At 68.2% G+C, this 23,796-nt stretch carries 17 protein-coding genes; 13 read left to right on the forward strand and 4 right to left on the reverse strand.

Annotated elements, in window-relative coordinates; genetic code table 11:
• Positions 1-80: 80 nt before the first annotated feature.
• Positions 81-1,097: a LacI family DNA-binding transcriptional regulator gene (locus tag ABD357_RS14445; protein ID WP_344390298.1), complete on the reverse strand. Its 1,017-nt coding sequence runs from the start codon at positions 1,095-1,097 to the stop codon at positions 81-83.
• A 284-nt stretch (positions 1,098-1,381) separates the two neighbouring features.
• Between ABD357_RS14445 and ABD357_RS14450 the strand changes: the two genes are divergently transcribed.
• From ABD357_RS14450 to ABD357_RS14480, 7 genes are all read left to right on the forward strand, one after another.
• The gene (locus ABD357_RS14450; RefSeq protein WP_344390300.1) at positions 1,382-2,695 is read left to right on the forward strand and encodes an ABC transporter substrate-binding protein; all 1,314 of its coding nucleotides are present in this window, start codon (positions 1,382-1,384) and stop codon (positions 2,693-2,695) included.
• A gap of 110 nt (positions 2,696-2,805) precedes the next feature.
• A complete protein-coding gene (locus tag ABD357_RS14455) occupies positions 2,806-3,795 on the forward strand; it encodes a carbohydrate ABC transporter permease (protein ID WP_344390302.1) in 990 nt (329 codons plus the stop codon).
• Positions 3,796-3,808: 13 nt separating this feature from the next.
• On the forward strand, positions 3,809-4,750 hold the full coding sequence (locus ABD357_RS14460; RefSeq protein ID WP_344390303.1) for a carbohydrate ABC transporter permease: 942 nt from the start codon (positions 3,809-3,811) through the stop codon (positions 4,748-4,750).
• Positions 4,751-4,840: 90 nt separating this feature from the next.
• Positions 4,841-6,313 (forward strand): GH1 family beta-glucosidase, encoded by a 1,473-nt coding sequence (locus ABD357_RS14465; protein ID WP_344390304.1) that lies wholly within the window; start codon positions 4,841-4,843, stop codon positions 6,311-6,313.
• A gap of 344 nt (positions 6,314-6,657) precedes the next feature.
• On the forward strand, positions 6,658-7,443 hold the full coding sequence (locus tag ABD357_RS14470; protein WP_344390306.1) for a cyclase family protein: 786 nt from the start codon (positions 6,658-6,660) through the stop codon (positions 7,441-7,443).
• Complete coding sequence (locus ABD357_RS14475) at positions 7,440-9,080, forward strand: thiamine pyrophosphate-binding protein (protein ID WP_344390307.1); 1,641 nt, start codon at positions 7,440-7,442, stop codon at positions 9,078-9,080. Before ABD357_RS14470 ends, ABD357_RS14475 begins: the two co-directional genes overlap by 4 nt.
• Before the next feature lie 141 nt (positions 9,081-9,221).
• Positions 9,222-9,551, forward strand: coding sequence for a hypothetical protein (locus ABD357_RS14480; protein WP_344390310.1), 330 nt, complete (start codon positions 9,222-9,224; stop codon positions 9,549-9,551).
• A 351-nt stretch (positions 9,552-9,902) separates the two neighbouring features.
• Here the strand turns inward: ABD357_RS14480 and ABD357_RS14490 are convergent, their stop codons facing one another.
• Positions 9,903-10,046: a hypothetical protein gene (locus ABD357_RS14490; protein ID WP_344390311.1), complete on the reverse strand. Its 144-nt coding sequence runs from the start codon at positions 10,044-10,046 to the stop codon at positions 9,903-9,905.
• Between the two features lie 608 nt (positions 10,047-10,654).
• Between ABD357_RS14490 and ABD357_RS14495 the strand changes: the two genes are divergently transcribed.
• From ABD357_RS14495 to ABD357_RS14520, 6 genes are all read left to right on the forward strand, one after another.
• Positions 10,655-11,701, forward strand: coding sequence for a LacI family DNA-binding transcriptional regulator (locus ABD357_RS14495; protein ID WP_344390312.1), 1,047 nt, complete (start codon positions 10,655-10,657; stop codon positions 11,699-11,701).
• Between the two features lie 247 nt (positions 11,702-11,948).
• The gene (locus ABD357_RS14500) at positions 11,949-13,193 is read left to right on the forward strand and encodes a sugar ABC transporter substrate-binding protein (protein ID WP_344390314.1); all 1,245 of its coding nucleotides are present in this window, start codon (positions 11,949-11,951) and stop codon (positions 13,191-13,193) included.
• A gap of 32 nt (positions 13,194-13,225) precedes the next feature.
• Positions 13,226-14,209: a carbohydrate ABC transporter permease gene (locus tag ABD357_RS14505; RefSeq protein ID WP_344390315.1), complete on the forward strand. Its 984-nt coding sequence runs from the start codon at positions 13,226-13,228 to the stop codon at positions 14,207-14,209.
• A complete protein-coding gene (locus ABD357_RS14510) occupies positions 14,206-15,063 on the forward strand; it encodes a carbohydrate ABC transporter permease (protein ID WP_344390316.1) in 858 nt (285 codons plus the stop codon). Before ABD357_RS14505 ends, ABD357_RS14510 begins: the two co-directional genes overlap by 4 nt.
• 90 nt (positions 15,064-15,153) lie before the next feature.
• Complete coding sequence (locus ABD357_RS14515; protein WP_344390318.1) at positions 15,154-16,911, forward strand: amylo-alpha-1,6-glucosidase; 1,758 nt, start codon at positions 15,154-15,156, stop codon at positions 16,909-16,911.
• Positions 16,912-16,966: 55 nt separating this feature from the next.
• Positions 16,967-18,847, forward strand: a complete 1,881-nt coding sequence (locus ABD357_RS14520) for an RICIN domain-containing protein (protein ID WP_344390319.1) — start codon at positions 16,967-16,969, stop codon at positions 18,845-18,847.
• Between the two features lie 164 nt (positions 18,848-19,011).
• On the opposite strand, the gene ABD357_RS14525 is transcribed toward ABD357_RS14520, so the two are convergent.
• The gene (locus ABD357_RS14525; protein ID WP_344390321.1) at positions 19,012-21,990 is read right to left on the reverse strand and encodes a GH59 galactosidase; all 2,979 of its coding nucleotides are present in this window, start codon (positions 21,988-21,990) and stop codon (positions 19,012-19,014) included.
• Between the two features lie 1,296 nt (positions 21,991-23,286).
• Positions 23,287-23,793: a MarR family winged helix-turn-helix transcriptional regulator gene (locus tag ABD357_RS14530; RefSeq protein WP_344390322.1), complete on the reverse strand. Its 507-nt coding sequence runs from the start codon at positions 23,791-23,793 to the stop codon at positions 23,287-23,289.
• Positions 23,794-23,796 lie beyond the last annotated feature (3 nt).

Below are 23,796 nucleotides of genomic sequence, written 5' to 3' on the forward strand. Positions count from 1 at the left end.
GGCCGGTGTGGAACGCCACTGCTCGCGCCGCGCCCCTGCACCTCATCGTGAAACGCCAACCACGAGCGCACCTCATGGACTTATGACGATTCGCGTACCACGAGTTCGGTGGGCAGAACGACGCGCTGACGCGGCTCCTCGGGATTGCCGATCTCCTTGAGGAGGATGTGGGCGATCATGCTGCCGATCTCCTCGACGGGCTGACGCACGCTCGTGAGGGGCGGGTTGGTGTGCCGGGCGATAATGGAGTCGTCGAATCCGACCACCGCCACGTCGTCCGGGACGCTGCGCTCCTGCCTGCGCAACTCCGCCAGCGCCCCCGCCGCCATGACGTCCGAGGCGACGAACACGGCGTCGAGCCCGGGAACTTGTTCAAGGAGTGAACGCATCGCGGCCTCGCCGCCCTCCTCGGTGAAGTCCGCCGCGGCCACGAGCCGCTCTGAGGCCTCGTGGCCTGCCTTCTCGAGGGCCTCCCGCCAGCCCTGGAGCCGGCTGCGCGCCACGTCCATGTCGAGGGGACCGCTGATGGTGGCGACGGTCCGCCGCCCCCGTGCGAGCAGGTGGCTGACGGCCGTCGCGGCTCCGCCGGCGTTGTCGGAGTGCACGTGGCTGAGCGACTCGGCGGGGGAGCGGCGCCCGGCGAGCACCGTGGGCAGCCCCATGTCCTCCAGCAGTCCCGGCAGCGGGTCGTGCTCGTGCACCGAGACAAGGAGCACCCCGTCGACACGCCGCTCCGCCACCGACTCGGTGAGCTGGTCCCGCTCGGCCTGGTCTCGTACGAGCACCAGTTGGAGCTGTGTCCGGGTTTCCGCGAGGGCGGTGCTGACCCCCCGGATGACGGCCGAGAAGTAGGGCTCGGAGCCCAGCCTGCTCTCCGACTCGGGGATCACCAGGGCCACGGAATTCGTCCTGCTCGTCACCAGCCCCCGGGCCACCGAGTTCGGGACGTAGTTCAGCTCGGCGATGGCGGCGAGCACGGCGGCCCTGGCCTGCTCGCTGACGAGCTCCGAGCCGTTGATGACTCGTGAAACCGTGGTGCGTCCGACGCCGGCGCGCGCGGCCACGGTCTTGATGGTCGGGCGTTGCCTGCCCTCCATGACGCCTCCCCCGCTTGCGCGTTGCCCTGACGGCTTTCACCTGCGCATTGTGCCAGACCCGCGGAGAGCGCCCGCAGGACCCGAGCGCAGCGGTACGACATCCTCCGGCAACAAAGTGGATTCAACTTCTTGACAGACGCCTTTCGTGGCGGCCAGGCTTCGGGCTTCCGGGTGGGTACGTTCCCATCGTCCTTTGGGAACGTACCCACCGGACAAATCGTGCCTGCGGAGCGGACCGTGAGGCTCGAACTCCGGTGCGTCAGCGCCGCCGCTAGGAGGACGAAATGGACAAGTTCCGAAGGAAGTTGCGTACGAGAGTCGTGGCCGCCGTGTCGGCTGTGTCGGCTCTCGGGCTGGTCGTGGGCTGCGGGGGCAGCAGCGACGGGGGGACCGGTGGGGGGAAGAAGGACGGCAAAGTCACCATCACCATGGGCCTGTTCGGTGTCATGGGCTTCAAGGAGACAGGTCTGCTCGACAAGTACATGAAGGAAAACCCGAACGTCGTCATCAAGGCGGACGTCGCGGGCGACGAGCAGACCTACTACACCGCCCTGCAGACCCACTTGGCCGCCGGCAGCGGGCTGAAGGACATCCAGGGCATAGAGATTGGTCGGGCCAAGGAGTTGTCCGACACGCAGAGGGACAAGTTCGTCGATCTGGCCGGCGTGACCGGGACGGACCACTTCCTTCCGTGGAAGCAGAACCAGGTCACCGCCTCGGACAAGAAGGTCATCGGCCTCGGCACCGACATCGGCCCGATGGCTGTCTGCTACCGCAAGGACCTGTTCGAGCAGGCCGGCCTTCCCACCGACCGCGACGAGGTCGCCAAACTGTGGGAGGGCGACTGGTCGAAGTACGTCGACGCGGGAAAGCGGTTCAAGCAGAAGTCGAAGGACGACAAGGTCGCCTTCATGGACAGCTCCAGCGGGCTGTTCAACGCCATGATCTACGGCAACTCCCAGCAGTTCTACGACAAGAAGGGTGAGCTGATCTACGCCACCAACCCTGTCGTGAAGGACGCGTGGAAGCTGGCCTCCGAGGCGGCCACGTCCGATCTGACCGCGAAGCTCCGCCAGTTCCAGCCCGGTTGGGACCCCGGTCTGGCCAACAGCACCTTCGCCAGCACCGTCTGCCCGGCGTGGATGCTCGCGCACATCAGCGAGAAGGCGGGCCCGAAGAACAAGGGCAAGTGGGACGTCGCCAAGGCGCCCAAGGGCGCCAACTGGGGCGGATCGTTCCTCGGCGTGATGGAGAAGAGCCCCGTCAAGAAGGAGGCGCAGGAGCTGGTCGCCTGGCTCACCGCTTCTGAGCAGCAGGCCTTCCTCTTCAAGGAGATCGGCAACTTCCCCTCGTCGCAGACGGCGTTGGAGATGCCCGAAGTGGTCGATGCCAAGTCGGGCTACTTCGGTGGCGCGCCCATCGGGAAGATCTTCGGCGCCGCGGCCCAGGAGATCCCCGACGAGCAGGTGCTCGGCCGCAAGGACGGCACCATCAAGGACATCTTCTCGCAGGGCCTGACCTTGATCGAGGCGCAGAACAAGAGCCCGAACGAGGCCTGGAAGACCACTGACACGCGTATCGAGAAGGCCGCCGGCTGACCTCGGGCCCCATTGCCCGTCTCCGCAGCCGCCCGGCGCCCCACGCACGGCCCGCGCGGGCCGCCGGGCCCCTGCCCGCTTCCCTCACCCTCCAGGAAGGACGCCTTCCGGTGGCCATCTCCACTTCGACACCCCCAGACGGTGCGCCCGGCACCGCTCCGCCGGCCGGGACCGGCGGGGACCGTCAGCGGCGTCGTACGCTGCTGCACCGCCTCGACGTCCGCGGAGCCCCGTACGCCTTCGTCGCGCCCTTCTTCGTCGTCTTCGCCGCCTTCAGCTTCTACCCGCTCGTCTACACCTCGTGGATCTCCCTGCACCGCGTCGAACTGTCGACCCTGAACCTCATGGAGTGGGTCGGCTTCGACAACTACACGGCCCTGTGGGACGACGACCGCTTCTGGAACGCGCTGCTCAACACCTTCACCATCGGCGTCCTGTCGACCGTGCCGCAGCTGCTGATGGCGCTCGGCCTTGCGCATCTGCTCAACTACCGGCTGCGCGGCTCGACGTTCTTCCGCGTCGCCGCCCTGACGCCGTACGCCACGTCGGTGGGTGCCGCAGCCCTCGTGTTCACGATGCTCTTCGAACGCGACTTCGGCATGATCAACTGGATGTTGAGCCTGGTCGGTGTCGACAACATCGACTGGGAGAACAACAAGTGGGCCGCGCAGACGGCCATTTCCACGATCGTCATCTGGCGCTGGACCGGCTACAACGCGCTGCTCTACCTCGCGGCGATGCAGGCGATCCCGCGCGACCGGTACGAAGCCGCGGCCATCGACGGCGCATCGCGGTGGCAGCAGTTCCTGAAGGTCACCGTCCCCGGCATCCGCTCCACCATCATCTTCACCATCGTCCTGTCCACGATCGGCGCCACCCAGCTCTTCGGTGAGCCCCTGATCTTCGGCCAGGGCCCGAACGGCATCACCGGGGGAGCCGACAACCAGTACCAGACTCTGGGACTGCTGCTCTACGAGGAGGGCTGGAAGAACTACCAGATGGGGCGGGCCGCCACGGTCGCCTGGGCGATGTTCCTGCTGCTCATCGTCGTGTTCGTCGTCCAACGAGTCGTCAAGCGCGTCGTAGCGCGCAAGGCCTGACCGGGAGATCTCCATGACCACAGACAGCATCCCGGTCCAGGCGACGGACGCGCGCCCCGCGGTCGCGAAGAAGGCCCGGAACGACACCCCGTCCGGCGGACGGCGCCGTCAACTGTTCCGGCACCCGGGTGCCGGACGTCAGCACCACGCGGGTCCCGTCGCCTACATCCTGCTGGGAATCGCGGCTCTGTTCTCGCTCTTCCCGCTCTACTGGACGATGGTGGCGGCGTCGACCGACAACACGCGCGTCACCCAGACACCTCCGCCGTTCTTGCCGGGACCCCACCTCCTGGAGAACCTCGGCAAGGCCTGGCAGGACGCAGCGCTGGGCAAGGCCATGCTCAACAGCCTGATCGTGGCCGGCGTGATCGCCCTGTCCACGGTGCTGTTCGCCACCCTCGCCGGCTTCGCGTTCGCCAAACTGCGCTTCAAGGGCCGCAACATCCTGCTGATGCTCGTGATCGGCACGATGATGGTGCCGCCTCAACTCGGCGTCGTACCGCTGTTCATGATGATGACGGAACTGGGCTGGGGGCAGAAGCTGCCCGCCGTCATCTTCCCCACGCTCGTCAGCGCCGTCGGGGTGTTCTTCATGCGGCAGTACCTGTCCGAGGCGCTGCCCGACGAACTCGTCGAGGCCGGGCGGGTGGACGGTGCGCACTCCCTGCGCATCTTCTGGAGCATCGTGCTGCCGATCGCCCGGCCTCCCATGGCCGTACTGTTCATGATCACGTTCGTGCACGCCTGGAACGATTTCTTCTGGCCGTTCATCGTGCTCGACATGAGCAATCCGACGGTCCCCGTCGCGCTCACCCAGCTCAGCGCGGGATACGTGCGCGACCAGTCACTGATCATGGCGGGCGCCCTGCTCGGCACGTTGCCCCTGCTCGCCCTGTTCATCGTCTTCGGCCGTCAGATCGTCGGCGGAATCATGCAGGGAGCGGTCAAGGGATGAACACCCTGCCGTCCCCTCGTTGCCGCGGCCCTCCGACGCCCGCCACCCCGCTTCGCCTCTCCCGCCCCGCAGTCATCTGGAAGGACCCACGTGACCACCGCAACCCGAAGTGTCGCGCCCGCCCCGGAGAACACCACCGTCACCAGGTTCCCGCAGGGATTCACCTGGGGCACGGCGACCGCCGCGTACCAGATCGAGGGTGCAGTCTCCGCGGACGGACGCACCCCTTCGATCTGGGACACCTACTCGCACACACCCGGCAGGGTGCGCAACGGTGACACCGGTGACGTGGCCACCGACCACTACCACCGCTGGCGCGAGGACGTCGAGATCATGGCCGACCTCGGCGTCAGCGCCTACCGGTTCTCCCTGTCGTGGCCGCGTGTGCAGCCGACCGGCCGCGGCCCGGCCGTCGAGAAAGGGCTCGACTTCTACCGCGCCCTGACCGACGCGCTGCTGGAGAAGGGCATCGAGCCGGTCGTCACGCTCTACCACTGGGACCTGCCACAGGAGTTGGAGGACGCGGGCGGCTGGCCGGAGCGTGTGACCGCCGACCGGTTCGCCGACTACGCGGCCTTGGCGGCCCGTGCACTGGGGGACCGGGTGAACACCTGGACCACCCTCAACGAGCCCTGGTGCAGTGCCTTCCTGGGATATGGCTCGGGTGTCCACGCGCCCGGGCGCACCGACCCGGTCGCGGCCCTGCGCGCGGCACACCACCTCAACCTCGCCCACGGCAAGGCCGTTCAGGCGCTGCGCGCCGAACTGCCCGCCCGCGCACAGGCGTCCATCACACTCAACATTCACCACGTCCGCGCGCTGACCGAAGCAGCCGAGGACGTCGACGCGGCCCGCAGGATCGACGCGCTGGCCAACCGCGTCTTCACCGGCCCTCTGCTGGAAGGCCAGTACCCGCAGGATCTCCTCCGGGACACGGCGAGCCTGACCGACTGGTCCTTCGTACGGGACGGCGACACCGCCACGATCCACCAGCCGCTCGACTTCCTGGGCGTCAACTACTACACACCCACCCTCGTTTCCGCCGCCACCGGCGAGGCCAGCCACGGCTCCGACGGCCACGGGATGAGCGAGCACAGCCCCTGGCCGGGCGCCGACAACGTCGCCTTCCACCGGCCTCCGGGCAGTACCACGGCAATGGGCTGGGCGGTCGACCCCAGCGGTCTGTACGACCTGCTGATGAGACTCAAGGCAGACTTCCCCGCGATCCCTTTGTTGATCACCGAGAACGGGGCCGCGTTCGACGACTACGTCAACCCGGAGGGCGAGGTGGCCGACCCCGAACGCATCGCATACCTCCACGGCCACCTGTCGGCCGTGCACCGGGCGATTGTGACCGGCGTCGACATCCGGGGCTACTTCCTGTGGTCCCTGCTGGACAACTTCGAGTGGGGCTACGGCTACAGCAAGCGCTTCGGTGCCGTCTACGTCGACTACCCGACCGGCAAGCGCATCCCCAAGGCCAGCGCACGGTGGTACGCCGACGTGGCCCGCACCGGCATCTTGGCGGACGGAGACGGCGGGAACGGGCGAGATCGGGTGTGACGTTCCGGCACAGCCGCGGTATCGGTGGAGGGCTGACCGGCGATGCCGCAGGTTGATCGCGACTGTCGTCGAGGTGGTGCCGGGTCTGACGGCCGCCGGCAATGACGGGTGCCTCGGGCCGGCTGCGTGATGTCCCGCCGTCGGCCCGTGAACGCGGCTGCGGTGGGGAGGACGAGGGCGATACGGAGCCGGGTCGAGTCGAGTCGGCGGACTGCCCCCGCCGCGTGGATCAGTCGGTGGACTTGAGGGGGCATGGCGAGACATCGGACATCGGCTCATTCACCTGAACAACCGCCATATAGGGCTGCCATGCTGTCAGTTCCGCATTGCCCTAGGAGGCCCTCATGCCCGAGCCGTCCGTCCTCGCTTCGCTGGTGTCCGGGTTGCGGGGTGGGTCGATCGAGGTCGTCGACCTCACGTCGCCGTTGACGTCGTCGACACCGGTGATCCAGCTGCCGGCCGAGTTCGGCCAGACAGCGGTGTTCGAACTGGAGGAGATCAGCAGGTACGACGACCGGGGGCCGGCCTGGTACTGGAACAACTTCCGCAGCGGCGAGCACACCGGCACTCACTTCGACGCCCCCAACCACTGGGTGACCGGGAAGGACCTCGACGACGTGGCGTCCGTGCCGGCGCGTCGGCTGGTCGCACCGGCCGCCGTGCTGGACTTCACCGCCGAAGCGGAGGAGGACCCGGACTTCCTCGTCGAGGTCGAGCATGTGAAGGCGTGGGAGGCGGAGAACGGCCCGCTGCCGGACGGCGGTTGGCTGTTGCTGCGCACCGGCTGGGACGCCCGCGCGCACTCGCAGCAGGCGTTCGTCAACGCCGACGAGAACGGCCCGCACACTCCCGGCCTGTCGCCGGAATGCGCCCGGTGGGTGGCTCAGGAGTCGCCGCTGATCGGCCTCGGCGTCGAGACGGTGGGCACCGACGCCGGACGGGGGCACGCGTTCGACCCGGCCTTCCCGTGTCACTCCTATCTCATGGGCAGCGACAAGTACGGGCTGACCCAGTTGCGGAACCTGGCGCTGCTGCCGGCGACCGGCTGCGTCGTCATCGCGGGACCGTTGCCCATCGTCACGGGGTCCGGGGCTCCGGCTCGGGTGCTGGCGTTGGTGGAGCGCTCATGAAGGTCGCGGAGGCTGTCGGGCGGGCGTTGTCCGCGTCCGGCGTCGGCCATGTCTTCGGGGTGGTCGGATCGGGCAACTTCCATCTGACCAACGCCATGGTGGCGGCGGGTTCGCGGTTCGTGGCCGCACGCCACGAAGGCGGCGCGGCGACGATGGCCGACGCGTACGCGCGCATGAGCGGCACGGTGGCCGCCCTGAGCGTCCATCAGGGGCCCGGTCTGACGAACGCCCTAACCGGCGTCGCCGAGGCGGCCAAGAGCCGTACGCCACTCCTCGTGCTCGCAGCCGAGGTGACCGAGCCGAGGTCCAACTTCTACGTCGACCAGGAGGCGCTGGCGCGTGCGGTGGGCGCGGTCCCGGTGCGGGTCACGTCGGCGGAGGGCGCGGTGGGGGAGGCCTGCGCCGCGGTGCGACGAGCCTTGCACGAACGGCGCACCGTGCTGCTCAACCTCCCCTTGAGGGTGCAGGAACTGGACGTGCCTGACGATGCCTGGACGTGGAGCGCGCCGCCGCCGAAACGGGTGGCGGTCGAAGCGGCGGCGGCCGACGTGGCAGCGCTGGCGCAGGTACTCGAGCGGGCCCGACGGCCGGTCTTCGTGGCCGGCCGGGGATCACGCGCGCCTGGTGGCCGGGATGCCCTCGAAGCGGTGGCCGAACGCTACGGTGCACTGCTGGCGACGTCGGCCGTGGCCCGAGGCCTGTTCCACGGCAATCCGTGGTCGCTCGACGTGTCCGGAGGTTTCTCGTCGCCCCTGACGGCGGAGCTGATCGGGGCTGCGGACACCATCGTGGGCTGGGGCTGTGCGCTGAACATGTGGACGATGCGGCACGGCCGCCTGATCGGTGCCGGCACGACCGTGGTGCAGGTGGACGACGACGCGTCGGCGCTCGGTGCGCATCGCGATGTGCATCTCGGGGTCACCGGCGATGTGGAACTCACGGCGCGGCGTGTGCTGGAGACGGGCGGCGGGAAACGGCAGGGCTACCGGACCGCCGACATCGCCGCGGCCATCGCAGCACGCGTGCGCTGGCGGGATGTGCCGTACGAGGACACGAGCAGCCGCGAGCGGATCGACCCGCGAACACTGAGCATCGCGCTCGACGACATCCTCCCCGCGGAGCGGGTGATCGGCGTGGACTCCGGCAACTTCATGGGCTACCCGAGCATGTATCTGTCGGTGCCGGACGAAAACGGCCTGTGTTTCACCCAGGCGTTCCAGTCGATCGGCCTGGGGCTGGCGACCGCGATCGGCGCGGCACTGGCACACCCCGGCCGGCTTCCGGTGGCCGCGCTCGGGGACGGCGGCGCGATGATGGGCGCCGCGGAACTCGACACCGTACGCCGGCTCGGGCTGCCGATGGTGGTCGTCGTGTACAACGACGACGCCTACGGAGCGGAGGTGCACCACTTCGGGCCCGGCGGATCTCCGCTCGAGACAGTCGAGTTCCCGCCGACGGACATCGCCGCCGTGGCGCGAGGATACGGCTTCGAGGCGGTGACCGTGCGCACGCAGGCGGATCTGAAGGCCGTCGAGGACTGGACCGCCGGACCACGATCCGCGCCTTTGCTCATCGACGCCAAGGTGGTCAGAGACCGAGGAGCCTGGTGGCTCGAGGAGGCGTTCCGCGGACATTGAGCGGTGGACGGGCGGCGCTGCGACGGGCGATGCCCGCGCAAGGGGAACGGTAGGGAGCGGGGCTGTTTGTCGTACGTACCCTTGCACTGCGGGGCACGGCGACCGCGTACCGTGGAGGCATCACAACGGGAGGTCACGCACATGTCCGCGCTGCCGCACGAGCCGAGCCCGCAGGCCGATTCGGATCCGCACCGGTTCGAACACGCCGAGGGTCCGCAGACGCTCGGCGAGTTGCGCGCGGCGCTCGCGGTGATCAGCCCCGAGGTGTTGACGGCTTTCGATGTCCGGCTCGACGCCGCGACGTTCGGTGAGGAGCACGCCGAGGTCATCGCCAAGGCCCGCCGCACCGTGGCGTTCTCGAACCGCGCCGAGGTGACGGCCCCCGTAGCGGACCCCATGGACGAAACGGCCGCGGCACAGCCGGCCGAAGATCTGTGGGCCCACCTTGACGTACGGGACAGTGCCAATTAAGTGCTTGGTGTGCATATCAGATGCTTCATGGCGTTTGAGCCGCGAAGCGTGCGATAGCCCTCGCGAGGATTAGGCAACCAGCCGGTCGACGACCTGGCCGCCGCGCGCCGCTTCTACGGCAACGTGCTCGGCCTGAGCAGGGCCGCAGCGCGGACACCTCGGTGGACTGGACCTGCGCGCCGACCGGCTGCGCACGGCGAACACCGAGTTCGTGATCGAGCCCTGTGTGCGCTTCGAGGGACAGTCGGGCGAGCAGAGGACGATGTTCCTCGCTGCCGTCCTCCCGCAAAGGCGCCCCGAAACGCCGCACCTGAACTCCACGACGCTTTTGGGTCGTTGGCCTCACTGAGATCAGGCGACGGGCGTCACGTATGGGATCAGCGAGCCATAGAACGGGGTCGCGCCGGCCAGCAGCTCGGCGAGCTCCTGGCCGCCCTTCTCGCGCCGGTCGCGCTGGAGTTCCGCGGCAGTGGCCGGCGTGTTGTTCAGCGTCACCCCTGCCTTCTCCATTCGGCTGGCGGCCGCTTGGGTCGCCGGGCGGTTCCAAGTGCTCGGCGCCGCTGTCGGCGCTGGTGGTGATGACGACCGGGAGGCCGTACGCCTTGGCGACCTTGGTGAGGGCCATGACGTTGCGCCGCAGCAGCCGGCTATTGATTCGAACCGGTTCGACAACTGATCGCGATTGCATGCCTCGCTGTCATGGGGAGGTGTGCTCGACGGCGGAGTGGTGCTTCGCGCGTTTGTCGAACCGGTTCGCCAGAAGCTAGCACCGGTGAACCGGGCCAGCAATACTCCCGACGCGATCTCTCCACCTCGGTGCGAGCGGACGTCAGGCATTGTGAGGGCCCCACGGAAGAGAAATGTGCCTGGTGAGGGCGATGGTGCTGGGTGCGTCCGGTCCCCGCGGTCTCTGTGCATGGGGTTTCCGGGCTGTTTCCAAAGTGCGCCCAAGGCATTGACACCCGCCCGTTCGGCTCCTTACCTTCCCTTCACGCGAACCGGTTCGACACAAGCGAACCGCCGCCTCTTCGATCCCTCAGCACCTGCCACCAGTACGATCCTCCCTCTCAGGGAGTAGCGAACCGGTTCGATGAAGGAGTCCCGTGAACATCGGTGAGATTGCCAAGCGGGCCGGTGTCTCGCGGAGCACCGTGTCGTACGCACTGAGCGGCAAGCGTGCAGTGTCGGACCGCACCCGAGAGAAGATCCAGCGGGTCATCGACGAGTTGGGCTACCGGCCCAACGCGAGCGCACGCGCCCTGGCCAACGGCCGGACCCGCACCATCGGTCTGGTCTTCCCGCCGGCCGGTGACCACTACACCGGAATGCAGCTCGATTTCATCGGCAGCGTGGTGGAGGCCGCGGCGGCCAACGACTACGACGTGCTGCTTTCCCCGAGTGGTGTGGACAGTGACCGCTCGTTCCAGCGGCTGCTCGGTGAACGACGCGTCGACGGCGCCATCCTGATGGAGATCAGGCTCCAGGATGACCGCGTCGACCACCTCCTCGCCGAGAACTTCCCCTCCGTCTGCATCGGCCGCACCGCGCAGCCGGAAGGCGACTGGTGGGTCGGTCTGGACCACACCGGGCTGGCGGCGGCCTGTGTCCACCACCTCGCGGACCTTGGCCACCGCAGGATCGCCTTCGTCAACCGGCCCGAGCGGCTTCTGCGCGCCGGGTACGAGTCCGCGCACCGAGGGCTCGACGGCTTCACAAAGGCCGCGGCGGAGCGCGGGCTGACCGTCCGCACGTACAACTGCGGGGACGACGCCCCCTCGGGGCAGGCTTGCCTGGAGCGGATCCTGCACGACGAGCCCGCCACCACGGCACTCGTCACCCTGAACGAGGCCGCACTGGGAGGCCTCTACCGGGGCCTGGCCGAGGCCGGTCGCCATGTGCCGCGCGACTTCTCCGTCACCGGCGTGGTGGCCACACGATGGGCCGAAACGGTGACCCCGCAACTCACGGCGGCCGACGTGCCGGCAGCGCAGATGGGGCGCCTGGCCGTCGAACTGCTCGCCGAGCGGCTCGACCGCCCCGACGCGCCGCCTCGCCACCACCTGCTCGCCCCGCCGATCTCGCTCCGCGCCAGCACCGGGCCCGCCGGCACCGTTGCTCCCGCGACGCCCGGCGCCGGCTTGATCGCCTGATCTGCTGCCCCCTGTCGGGGCCGCGACTGTCCGCGTCGGAGGCGTTCTCCGCCCCTGCCGTCCCAATCCGTCCTGTCCCCAGGGGCTGCGCCCCTTCGACCTGCCACAAGGCTCCGCCCCCGATCCGATGTCCGGGGCCGGCCCCCGGGCCCCTGCTCCGCAAAAGCCGGAGGGGCTGAAGTCCCTCCACCACCATCCCTGGCATGCCCATGCCTAAAACCGAGAACCGGAACCCCGAGGAACACCCATGAACAGATCCACCAGACACCGTCTCACCGCCACCGCCATGACCGTCGTCGCCCTCACCGCCGGCGCCACCGCCTGCTCCTCCGGCGACGACACCCCGTCCGCGAAGGCGGCAGACGGCGGCAGCTACACCATCTGGGACCCCTATCCGCAGTTCGCCAAGGACTCGGACTGGGCCAAGCTGCTGGACAGTTGCGGCAGCAAGTCCGGGGTCAAGATCAAGCGGACGGCCTTCGACACCAGCGACCTGACGAACAAGGCGCTGCTGGCCGCTCAGCAGGACAACTCCCCTGACGTCCTCATCCTCGACAACCCGGTGGTGTCGACCCTCGCCGAGGGAGGGGCGCTCACCACGACCGACGAGAACAAGGTGGACACCTCGAAGGTGGATCCCAACCTCCTCGCGGCCGGTCAGGCGGGCGGCAAGACCTATGGCACGCCCATCGGCGCCAACACCCTCGCCCTGTACTACAACAAGGACGTTCTCAAGGCCGCGGGTGTGGACATCACCTCGGTCAAGGACTGGAAGTCGCTGACGGCGGCGCTGGCGAAGGTCGAGAAGGCGGGGAAGAAGGGCATCACCTTCTCCGCGATCGGCACGGAGGAGGGCAGCTTCCAGTTCCTGCCGTGGTTCTGGGGCTCGGGTGCGCAACTGACCGAACTCGACTCCGCCCAGGGCACTTCGGCGCTGTCCCTGTGGAGCGACTGGCTGAAGAAGGGCTACGCCCCCAACTCGGTCATCAACAACACCCAGACCACCAGCTGGCAGGAGTTCGCGAGCGGCGACTACGCCTTCGCCGAGAACGGCACCTGGCAGCTCGCCAACGCCGAGAAGGCCGGCTTCGACTACGGCGTCCTGCCCATCCCGGCCGCCGACGGGGGCAACGCGGCGGCCCCGACGGGCGGTGAGTTCGTCACCGTGCCGGTCCAGGGCGACACCGGCCGATACGCCACCACACAGAAGCTGGTGTCCTGCCTGACCAGCACCGCGAACCTCTACGACACCGACACCACCCTGTCGTACGTAGCCCCCACCAGCGAGGTGCAGGACAAGCAGGTGACGGCCGACGCCAAGCTGCAGCCGTGGGTCGACGCGGTCAAGGCGGCCAAGGGACGCACCAGTGGCGACCTCGGCACCAAGTACCCCAAGATCTCGGAGCAGTTGTGGAAGGCGGTCCAGTCCGCCCTCAGCGGATCGCAGTCACCGAAGGACGCGCTCACCGCGGCACAGGACGCCGTCAAGTAAACCGTCAAGCAACCGCAACCCGGGGCTCCTTGATGAACCGCACGACACACCTGCCGGACCGCCGTCCGGTGCGTGACCGGAGCGGGGCGGCCACCACCGCCCCGCCCCCGGCCCGCACCGTCCGCCGACGCCGTCCCACCTCCCAGCAGTGGGCCGCCTGGGCGTTCCTCGCCCCGGTGACCCTCTACCTCGCCCTCTTCTACGCCTATCCGCTCTACCGCAACGTCGACCTGAGCCTGCGTCACTACACGGTCCGCTCCTTCGTCCAGGGCGACGCACCCTTCACCGGCCTCGCCAACTTCCGGTCCGTCTTCGACGACCCGACGTTCGGCCCCGCGCTCATGCACACCGTGGTGTTCACCGCCGTCTGCCTGGTCTTCCAGTACGTCATCGGCCTGGCCCTCGCGGTCTTCTTCAACCAGCACTTCCGGCTCTCCGCGACCCTGCGGGCCCTGTTCCTGGTGCCCTGGCTGCTGCCGCTCATCGTGTCGGCCTCCACCTGGTCGTGGATGCTCAACAGCGAATCCGGCATCGTCAACGCCGCCCTGCACGCGGTCGGTGTCGGCCCGGTGAACTGGCTGACCTCACCGTCGTGGTCACTGACCTCGGTGATCATCGCCAACATCTGGATCGGCGTGCCGTTCAACCTGGTCGTGCTCCACAGCGGTCTCCAGTCGATCCCCCGCAGCCTCTACGAGGCCGCCGCCCTCGACGGCGCAGGCGTCTGGCAGCGCTTTTGGCACATCACCTTCCCGCTCCTGCGCCCGGTGTCCGCCATCACCCTCCTGCTGGGCCTGGTCTACACGCTCAAGGTCTTCGACATCATCTGGATCATGACCAAGGGCGGCCCGGCGGACTCGTCCACCACCTTCGCCACCTGGTCCTACCAGCTCGGCTTCGGCAACCTGCTGCCCGCCTTCGGCCCCGGAGCGGCCGTCGGCAACCTGCTCGTCGTCGCGGCCCTGGTCTTCGGCCTGGTGTACCTGAGGATCCAGCGAAAGCAGTACGCCTCATGACCACCGCCACCACACCACGCACGCACCGGCGACCGCACCGGGCAGGGACCACCTGGTGGAAGACGGCCACGGGCCTCCTGCTCACCGCCGTCATGCTGTTCCCGGTCTACTGGATGCTCAACGTGTCCTTCACCCGCGACCAGGACATGCGCAAGTCACCGCCCGACTGGTTCCCCGTCCACGGCACCCTGGACGGCTACCGCGCCGTACTCGACCAGCAACTGCCCTACCTCGCCACGAGCCTGGTCATCGGTCTGGGCACGGTCGTGCTGACCGTGGTGCTGGCCGCACCCGCCGGCTACGCACTGGCCAAGCTGCGGCCCCGCGGCGCCGGCGTGATCGGCTTCCTCTTCCTGGTCGCCCAGATGATCCCCGGCATCATCATGGCGATGGGCTTCTACGCCATCTACCTCAGCCTCGGTCTGCTCCAGTCGGTGCCCGGCCTCATCGTCGCGGACTCCACGCTGGCCGTCCCGTTCGCCGTCCTGATCTTCACCGCGTTCATGTCCGGCATCCCCGGCGAACTTCTCCAGGCCGCACAGATGGACGGAGCCGGGGCCCTGCGCACCTTCCGGTCGGTCGTGCTGCCGATGAGCCGCAACGCCGTCGTCACGGTGTCGCTGTTCGCGTTCCTGTGGTCGTGGTCCGACTTCGTCTTCGCCAGCACGCTCGCGAACGGCGGGGACCACGAGCCGATCACCCTCGGCATCTACCAGTACATCGGCAACAACAACCAGGAGTGGAACGCCATCATGGCCACCGCCGTCGTGGCCTCGCTGCCCGCCACGGTGATCCTCGTCCTCGCCCAGCGCTACGTCGCCGCCGGAGTGACGGCCGGAGCCGTCAAGGACTGAGCCCCGGGTCGGCCCTCACCGGTGATCATCCCTGTTTCAGAACACTGCTGAAGAGCCGCAGACCACTGCTGAAGAAACGAGTAACGCTTGATGACCGCCGCCCGGCCCGGCCCGGCCTTCTCCATCCATGACATTCCGTTCAGCATGCACGGTTCCTGGTTCGGCATCTCTCCCGTGCTGGCGGAGAGGACGCGCGCCGAGGACCTCCACCTGGTCTCCCATCAGAACGGCATGCACGCCGTCCTGCGCTTCGTGCCCCTCGACACGACGACGGGCGACCGGGCCGAGACCCGCGTCGAGACGAGACCGAGCCTGCTCGAGTGGGTCCATGACGGCGGACGTATCTGCCTCGCCTACGCATCACCGGACACGGTCCGTCTGCGCGGTGAAGGACTGGGCCTGCGCATCACCGCGGCGGCTGAAACCCTGACTCCCTTCGCCGGCGCCTACTTCTACCGTGACCCGGTGGACGGCGCGCACGTGTTCACGTCGTACGAGACCGGGCGCCGTTATCGGATCACCGTGCTGTCCGGTGCCGTCGCCGAGGTGTCCGGCAGCCAGGCCCTCGGCGGCGGCGACCGCGGCATCACGATCACCGCGGACGTCGGCGGCGTCTGGGAAGCGGCCATCGAGGAACTGGACAGCGCGCGTCGGCCCTACGCCTCCTCGGAGACGTTCGGCCAGGTCGTGGAGGCCGCGGAGCACGCGTTCGCAGCCTTCGCCGACACGGTGGCCCCCTGGCGCTCGTCGGGCACCCCGGCCGCCGAACTCGCCGCGTACGTCCTGTGGTCGGCGACGGTCCGCCCGGCAGCGCTTGTCACCCGGCCCGCGGTGCTCATGTCCAAGCACTGGATGGACAAGGTCTGGAGCTGGGACCACTGCTTCAACGCCCTCGCCCTGGCACCCGGAGCACCCGCGCTGGCCTGGGACCAGTTCTCGCTGCCGTTCGACCACCAGGACGAGAGCGGGGCCCTGCCCGACTCGGTGACCCACTCGGAGGTCCTCTACAACTTCGTCAAACCACCCATCCACGGCTGGGCTCTGGGCCATCTGCGCCGACGGCTCCCCGAACCCCTCGACCGGGCGGAACTGACCGAGGCGTACGACAGGCTGACCCGCTGGACGGACTTCTGGCTCACCGCGCGGCGCGCCCCCGGCGCCGCCCTGCCCCACTACCAGCACGGCAACGACAGCGGCTGGGACAACGCCACCACCTTCGACCCCGAACGCGTGGTCGTCACCGCCGACCTGGCCGCCTTCCTCATCCTGCAGCTACGCGAACTCGCCGATCTCGCAACCGAGTTGGGACGACCGGACGACGCCCACCGGTGGACGCGAACGGCCGACACGACCCAGGCCGCGATGCTCGACGAACTCTGGACCGGCGACCGGTTCGTCGCCCGTGGCGTCCACAGCGGGGACTCCTGGGACAGTTCCAGCCTGCTCGACCTGATGCCCATCGCGCTGGGCGAACACCTGCCGGAAAGCGTCAGCACGGTGCTGGCCGTCCGTATCGACGCCCACCTGACCCCCCACGGGCTGGCCACGGAGCTGCCCGCCTCACCGCACTACCTCGCCGACGGCTACTGGCGCGGCCCGATCTGGGCCCCCGCCACCGTCCTCATCGAGGACGGACTGCGCCGCGGCGGGCACGAACGTCTGGCGGACGAGATCAGCGCCCGGTTCCGTGCCCTGTGCGAGACCTACGGGTTCGCTGAGAACTTCGACGCCCTGACCGGCACGGGCCTGCGCGACCGCGCCTACACCTGGACCGCCAGCAGCTACCTCCTCCTCGCCGAAGCCCACGCACTCCGGCACACCGCACCCGCCGCGCACACCGGCGGCTGAGAGACCCCCTGGGCGCCCCCGCCCAGGCAGCACCCACCCCCGGGAGACACCCGCAATGCACTCATCCCCTATCTCTCCACGACGCAGACGTGAGCCCGTACGTGGCGGCGCGCAAGGCCGTCGCCTCCGTACCTCCACCGCGCTCGCCGCACTACTGGCGTCGCTCGCCACCGTCGCCCTGCCCGGCACCATGGCGCGGGCCGCGGACACCACCGTCACCGTCGACTTCTCCACCGCCGGAGGCGCCCCCGGCTACGGAGCCTCAGGCACGATCTACGGCATGACCGTGGACGGTTCGCTGCCGCAGGACCACTTCTACAAGGACATCAAGTGGAAGTTCATGCGGGCCGGCGGCGCCCAGCTCAACAGCGGCGGCTACGGCACCAGCGTGGCCGCCTACCAGACCCGCTGGGCCGCCACGCTCACCCAGTACAAGCGCACCAAGGCACTGGGCGGGACCTTCATCATCCTGCCGCACGACCTGTGGGGATCCGACGGCACCACCACGCAGGGCTGGCCGGGCGACAACGGCGACTGGACCCTCTTCGACAAGTTCCTCGACCAGCTCATCGGGGACGTCAAGGCCAACAACATGACCGTCCAGTGGGACATCTGGAACGAGCCCGACTGGGCTCCCTTCTGGGCGCCGTCGCAGGCCCAGTACCTGGAGATGTGGAAGCGCGCCTACCAGAAGATCAGAGCCAACTTCCCGGGCGCTGTCGTCGTCGGTCCCAGTACCGCCGGGAAGCCCTCCGCGTCCGGGGGTGGCGCCTGGTGGAACACGTACCTGGACTATGTGAAGGCCAACAACGTCGAACCCGACATCTACAGCTGGCACGATCTGCCCGGTGACCCGGTCACCGACGCGAACGCGGTCCGGTCCAAGCTGTCGGCCCGGTCGATGACCACGAGCCGTCCGTTCCAGGTCAACGAGTACGCCAACACCACCGAGCAGAACCCCGGCCGTGGCGGCTGGTACATCTCCCGTCTGGAGCGGGCCGGCGCGGACGGCCTGCGCGCCAACTGGGCCTCCGCCGGCAACCTGCACGACTTCCAGGCCAATCTCCTCACCAAGACCGGCAGCCAGTACCTGCCGCTGGGTGAGTGGTTCCTGTACCGCTACTACGGCTCCCAGACCGGCAACATCGTCAAGGTCACCGCCGGCACCGGCACCGACGGCCTGGCGACGAAGGACAACACCGCCAAGAACGCCAAGATCCTGCTCGGCAGCAACGGCAACACCGGCAACACCACCGTCAACCTCAACCGCCTCGACACCACCTCCGTCGTCGAGGACAGCAAGGTCCGCGCGGTCGTGCAGCGCATCCCGAACAACGGCGGCGCTGCCGTGACCGGCCCGGTCACCGTGTCCGACCAGAGGCTGACCGTCAGCGGCAACGCCGCCTCTGTCAGCGTGCCCTGGACCGACGCCAGGGACGGCTACACCGTCACCCTGCTCCCGCCGTCCAACATCACGGTCTCCACGGTCGCCGTCGCCCAGCACAGCGGCCGGTGCCTGGACGACACCAACCTGTCCACCGCCAACGGCACGCAGTACCAGCAGTACGACTGCGAGGGCGGCTACCAGCAGATGTTCGACTTCAAGCCGGTCACTGGCCGGGCGAACACCTACACGTTGGTCAACCAGCACAGCGGCAAGTGCCTGGACGTCTCGGGACGCTCCACGGCCGACGGTGCCGCCGTCATCCAGTACACCTGCAACGGTGCCACCAACCAGATGTTCACCCTCAACCCCGTCGCCGCGCTGGGTAACAGCAAGGACTACCAGCTGGCCGCCGTCCACAGCGGCAAGTGCGTCGACGTCAGCGAGATCTCGACGGCCCCCGGCGCGAAGATCCACCAGTGGACCTGCGACCCGGCGAGCGCGCTGAACAGCAAGAAGAACCAGATCTGGCGCCTCCAGGGCATGGGCTGACCCGCGTCCCCCCATGGGGGCTCCCGGCCACGGCGGGGAGCCCCCATGGGTTGAGGGAACCCCTATGGGCTGGGCCTATCGCGTCGGCGGCAAACCACGCTGCGGGAGTCCCCGGCGCGGCGCTCCCCTGTGGCCAGGAGAGCGCCCGTGACGCCGTGGGCCCACTACTCCGCGGTGGCGTCCTTGCGCACCAGCCGGGCGTAGGCCTCGTCGAGCCTGTTCTTGATCTGCTCGACGCCGAGGACGTCGAGGCCTCTCTGCCCGTTCACGGCAGTCTTCGCGGCCGAGAGCGCGGTGACGAACAGAGCCCACGAGTCGGCCGTGTAGTCGGCCTGTGTCGGGCTTCCGATCTTGTCCAGGGTGCTCCGGATCGGGGTCGTGTCCACAGGGCCGTCCATGTCACCGGGAATACCGGGAATGGCGTTGAACGCGTCCAGCACGATCTTTCCGGACTTGAGGACGAACTTCGCCGTGTGCTTGCCGTCACGCAGGCCGCGGAGCGTGTACGTCGCAAGGCGCTTGTCGACGGCGGCGGTCTTCGCGTCCTTGGCGACCGGCTTGCCGTCGACGTAGACATCGAGAACTGCGCTGCCGTCGTTGCCGCCGATGATGTCGATGCCCGTGCCGGTGAACGGGACGGTGAAGGACGCGCCGGCAGCCGTGCTCGTCGACGTCGACCGGTACCAGTCCATCGCGTCGCCGAATGCGTTCTTCCTGCTCCAGGCTCCCTCGTATGCGACCGAGCCGTCCATGTTGTCGAGCTGCGCGCCGGCGTAGGGCGTGTACCCGTCGATCTTCTCGACCTTCAGGTTGTCGAACGCCGTCTTGTAGAAGTCGCTGCCGAGCTTGACGCGGCCTTCGGTCTGCGGAGTCGGATCCTGGTACGTGGAGACGGCTTTCCCGTCGATGAGGGCCGTGATCGTCGCGCCCTTCGCCTCGATGGCGAGGCGGTAGGCGCCGGACGCCGCGACCGTTCCCGTCCTGATCGCGGTGCCGTACTCGTAGAACGTCCAGGCGCCGTTCGGGCGGATACGCACGTTGTAGGCGGCGTCGCTGATCGCCATGCCCTTCTGCTGGCGGACGCCCAGGGAGGCGAGTCCGCCGGCCGGGTCCGGGAAGGAGACGTCGACCGTGGCCTTGTAGTTCTCCCAACGGAAGTCGCCGACCGTCGTGTTGGGCGTGTGACGGTTCCAGGCGCCGGTGTCCTTCATGGACTGGTCCATGTACTGGTACAGCACGTTGCCGCCGCGAGCGTCCTTCCCGACCTCCCAGGCGCCGGTCTGGTCGACCATGTAGCGCGGCTGGTTGCCACGGGACATCAGGTAGGGCTGGAACACCTTGCGCGCGCCGTCGGCCGTGCCGACCTGGACCCGGCCCTCCTCCTCGTACCCGAAGTCGTCGGCGTACAGGACGTCGTCGCGGGTGTTGCGCTTCTTGCCGGTGGCGTCGGTGTCGAGCACCGTGCGCTCCCAGGACTTCGGCAGACGTTGCTTCGTCGCCTTGTCGTGGCTCTTGTCGAGCGTCGTCAGGGTCACGATCGACCGCGGCTTGACCGTATAGGTGTAGAAGCCGTCGCCGCCGGGCCGGATCTCGTCGGCGAGGTGTTTGAAGTTCGCGTCGTAGGCCTGCCCCGCGTCCGCTCCACGGGTCTCCCAGATCTCCATGGTCGGATCAGAGCCGAGTCGCATGTTCTCGGCCTTGACGCGGTAAGTCCTGGGCTGGTCGCTGTCGTTGACCACAACCGTCGAGAAGTCCTTCTTGCGGGGATCCGCTAGCGTCATGTAGCTCGGTGCCCCGTTCGAGCCGTCGACGTTCTCGGTGCCGCTCACGCCGCTGTAACTGGCTTCCGGCACGGTGCGCCAGATGCCCGCCGTGTTCGTGTCGTTCTCCCAGCCGGTCTTCGCGAACTGGGTGAAGTGCTGCATCACATACAGGGCCGCGTCGTAGTGGAGATAGCCGGACCACGGGTCGCGGGCGCTGACGAGTTCCTTGTGGCTGTACTGCGCGCCTTCGTAGAAGGACCCGATCGCCGGCTGGAAGATGTAGTGCGTCCGCTTCGAGTTCGCGTAGCTCTTGACGGAGCGGTTCGCGAGGTCGAGGGCGCTTTGGACGCCGCCGATGCCGGTGCTCGCTCCATTCGGGCCTTCGGTGTTGTTGACGCGGTATTCGGTGTGGCCGAACGAGGCGGTGCCTTCGCTGTACCAGACTTCCTTGTCCTCGTTGTACTTGTTCTTGCCGGTAGCCAGCTTGGTGTACGGCTGATAGGTGTCGCTGTCAGCGTCCCCCTCGAGCCGATCGTCGGTGTTGTAGTGGTAGCCCACCGCGTCGACGATTCCGAAGAGTTCCGCATCGCTGAGCACTGACGGCCCGATGTGGTGTGTGTTGTTCTCGTCGGAGGCGATGATCTTGATGTTGTGGTAAGCCTTCTCGGCCTTTTGCCGCTTGTCTTCCGGGATTCCGTAACGCGGATTCGCGAAGTCCGTGTCGGTGACGATCGCGTTCTTGTACCACTTGATGAACGCCTCGTCGGGATTCCGCGTCTCGTTCTTGTCCGGGTCGACGTAGTCGACCATGTACCCGTACTTCTCGTAGGCGTCGAGGATCGTCTCCTTGTACCACTTGTACATCTCGTCGGTGCCTGTGCCCTTGTCCCATTCGTTCTGGACCCATTTGGGCATTTCCCAGCGGAGAATCGAGACCTTGAGCTTCGGGTTGACCGTCTTGGCGTCGGCGGCCAGCTGGAAGCCCGGCGAGCGGGACGCGTCGGCGAGTTCATCCGGTGTGCGCATGGTCGCCGGATCGGAACCGGTCGACGTGTTCGTGTCCGTCCCCATCTCGACCTTGACGTGGTTGATCAGGGGGTTCTTTCCGCCGAACAGCACTCTGATGAGCTGCCAGTACCGGCCGGGGTTCTCCGCCTTGTATTCCATCAGCAGGTTGCTCGTGCTGTTGCAGCTGAGCAGGCCGAGGCCCTTGTAGGTCAAGCCGTTCATGTTGTCGCCACGAACGTCGTTTCCGTTGACCACGACCTCTACGGGATCATCCGCGGTGTAGGCGGCGGGGGCAGTGATCACTCCTGCTGCCAGGGCCATGGCGGCTGCCGCAGCGAGCGACACCCATCCGGGTCTTCTCCGTTTGCCCATCAGGCTTCGACTCCTTCTTCTTGTCGTGCGTCTCGTTGGCGGGTGGGCCCGCCGGTGTCCGGCCATCGGCGGTACTGCGGCCAGGAGTGAGGTCGGCCCGCGAATTGGCGGCCGGAAGCAGGAGTCGGGTCTCCTCGACGGGGCCCATGCAGTGGTCGCGATGTCGTGGTCGCGGTCACGCGACCGGCATCGGAATCTCTGTCATGACTTCCTTGTGCCGGCTGATCGGCACCAGACGCCTGCGGCTGCCGTCCGGCACCCTTCGCGGCGGGCGGTGGGCCTGCGTCCGTGCCACGGGTGAGCGTCACCGCGGCACGCGGCAGGGCGTCCGGAGACGGTAAGTCCGCGGCGCGCCAGGGAATCGCGGCCCCAAGTCCCCGAGCAGGCTGGGGTCCCGCGTGCCGTCGGATCCGCTCCGCGCATCGCTCCGTGCCGGTGGCGCGGGTCACCGGCGTGGGAACGCGGCGCGCACCCGGGCCAGTTCATCGGCGGGGACGGGAGGGAAGTTTGCAGTCGGACGAGATTGATTTACTTGGTTCGGAGAGGCTGTTGGTGTGGAAGGGCAGGCAGTGGCAGTCGTACGAGGCTGCGTCATCCAGGAGCGCCCACAGCTGACGGCGAAACGGTGGGCAGGGTGGGATAACTGCGCACGTCGCCGGCGACGGCGAGCAGAGGCAACAGGGGGCTGGGGCTGCGCCGTGGTGGGCGGCGGATAGCCGGGCACGGAAGGCATGGGCGGCTCGTCCTTTCGCCTTCGGGGAGCGGACTGTTCCTCGCGACAGCACACCAGCGTTCGATATTTCGAATTACGTTCGGCCTGACGGAGGAACCGTAGGAGGCAACCGGTTTCACAGTCAATCCCCGTGCAGCCGCTGCCTCGTGTGGACGAGGGGCCCAGCTCCCATGGCAGGACTCGAACCTGCCAGGAGTCCTGTACTCACGCGATTGGATGTGGCGGGGCGCTGACCTGAGATCGATCGCCGACCTGACCGCCGAACTGCGCGACGGTACCGCCGAGTTCGCCGACGACCAGACCCCGCCCCTTTTCGAGGAATGCGGCCGACCTGCGAGCCCTGTCCAGTGACGCGATCCACGACAGCCCGGAACGCCACTTCGGGGTCGCCCTGGCCTTCCGGAACTGCCACCGTGTGGGCCGTCCCGGACTCATGCGGTGGCGCGACGCACCCCCCGCTTCCCGTCCTGCGCTCGCAGCTCCTCAACCAGCCGCCGGAGTTCCGGGAGCGATGATGCGTGGAAGCCGGCGCGCGCGGGCGGGCGGCCCGCCGATCCGCTTCGTCAGCCGTGCTGCCGCCCCGTCAAGGAGGCGAGCCCGTCCTCCAGGCCCTGACGGAACGCGTTCCGCCGTTCCTCCGGCATGTCGAGCAGCAACCGGTCCTCCAGCTTCTGCACGACCGGCGCACACGCCGCCAGTAGTTCCTCCCCCTCCCGCGTCAGCCGGGCCTCCATGATCCGCCGGTTCCCCGGGGCATGGGCGCGCTCGATCAGCCCGCGCTCCTCCAGCGCGCGCACCATCTCGTGCATCGTCTGGGGCCTGACGAAGGAGCGGCGGGCCAACTGGGCGGAGGAGAGTCCGCCTCGGTGCTGGAGCACGGTCAGGGCCGTGTACTGGAACGTCGTGAGCCCGTACGGCCGCAGGGCCTCGTCCATGAAGGAGCGGATGGCCAGTTCGAGTTGTTTGACGAGATAGATCGTCAGCGGGCCCTTGTGGTCCTCGGGGTCCGGATCGGGATCCGCACCCGGAGCCGGACGCGGGATCGGATCCCGATCAGCTGCCTCCGCCATCGT

Source organism: Streptomyces vastus (assembly GCF_039532825.1).
Taxonomy (GTDB): domain Bacteria; phylum Actinomycetota; class Actinomycetes; order Streptomycetales; family Streptomycetaceae; genus Streptomyces; species Streptomyces vastus.

Bases quoted from the DNA above. Each gene is read 5' to 3' on its own strand.
- ABD357_RS14445 (WP_344390298.1), bottom strand. From the start codon at position 1,097: ATGGAGGGCAGGCAACGCCCGACCATCAAGACCGTGGCCGCGCGCGCC.
- ABD357_RS14450 (WP_344390300.1), top strand. From the start codon at position 1,382: ATGGACAAGTTCCGAAGGAAGTTGCGTACGAGAGTCGTGGCCGCCGTG.
- ABD357_RS14460 (WP_344390303.1), top strand. From the start codon at position 3,809: ATGACCACAGACAGCATCCCGGTCCAGGCGACGGACGCGCGCCCCGCG.
- ABD357_RS14470 (WP_344390306.1), top strand. From the start codon at position 6,658: ATGCCCGAGCCGTCCGTCCTCGCTTCGCTGGTGTCCGGGTTGCGGGGT.
- ABD357_RS14475 (WP_344390307.1), top strand. From the start codon at position 7,440: ATGAAGGTCGCGGAGGCTGTCGGGCGGGCGTTGTCCGCGTCCGGCGTC.
- ABD357_RS14480 (WP_344390310.1), top strand. From the start codon at position 9,222: ATGTCCGCGCTGCCGCACGAGCCGAGCCCGCAGGCCGATTCGGATCCG.
- ABD357_RS14500 (WP_344390314.1), top strand. From the start codon at position 11,949: ATGAACAGATCCACCAGACACCGTCTCACCGCCACCGCCATGACCGTC.
- ABD357_RS14505 (WP_344390315.1), top strand. From the start codon at position 13,226: ATGAACCGCACGACACACCTGCCGGACCGCCGTCCGGTGCGTGACCGG.
- ABD357_RS14510 (WP_344390316.1), top strand. From the start codon at position 14,206: ATGACCACCGCCACCACACCACGCACGCACCGGCGACCGCACCGGGCA.
- ABD357_RS14515 (WP_344390318.1), top strand. From the start codon at position 15,154: ATGACCGCCGCCCGGCCCGGCCCGGCCTTCTCCATCCATGACATTCCG.
- ABD357_RS14520 (WP_344390319.1), top strand. From the start codon at position 16,967: ATGCACTCATCCCCTATCTCTCCACGACGCAGACGTGAGCCCGTACGT.
- ABD357_RS14525 (WP_344390321.1), bottom strand. From the start codon at position 21,990: ATGGGCAAACGGAGAAGACCCGGATGGGTGTCGCTCGCTGCGGCAGCC.
- ABD357_RS14530 (WP_344390322.1), bottom strand. From the start codon at position 23,793: ATGGCGGAGGCAGCTGATCGGGATCCGATCCCGCGTCCGGCTCCGGGT.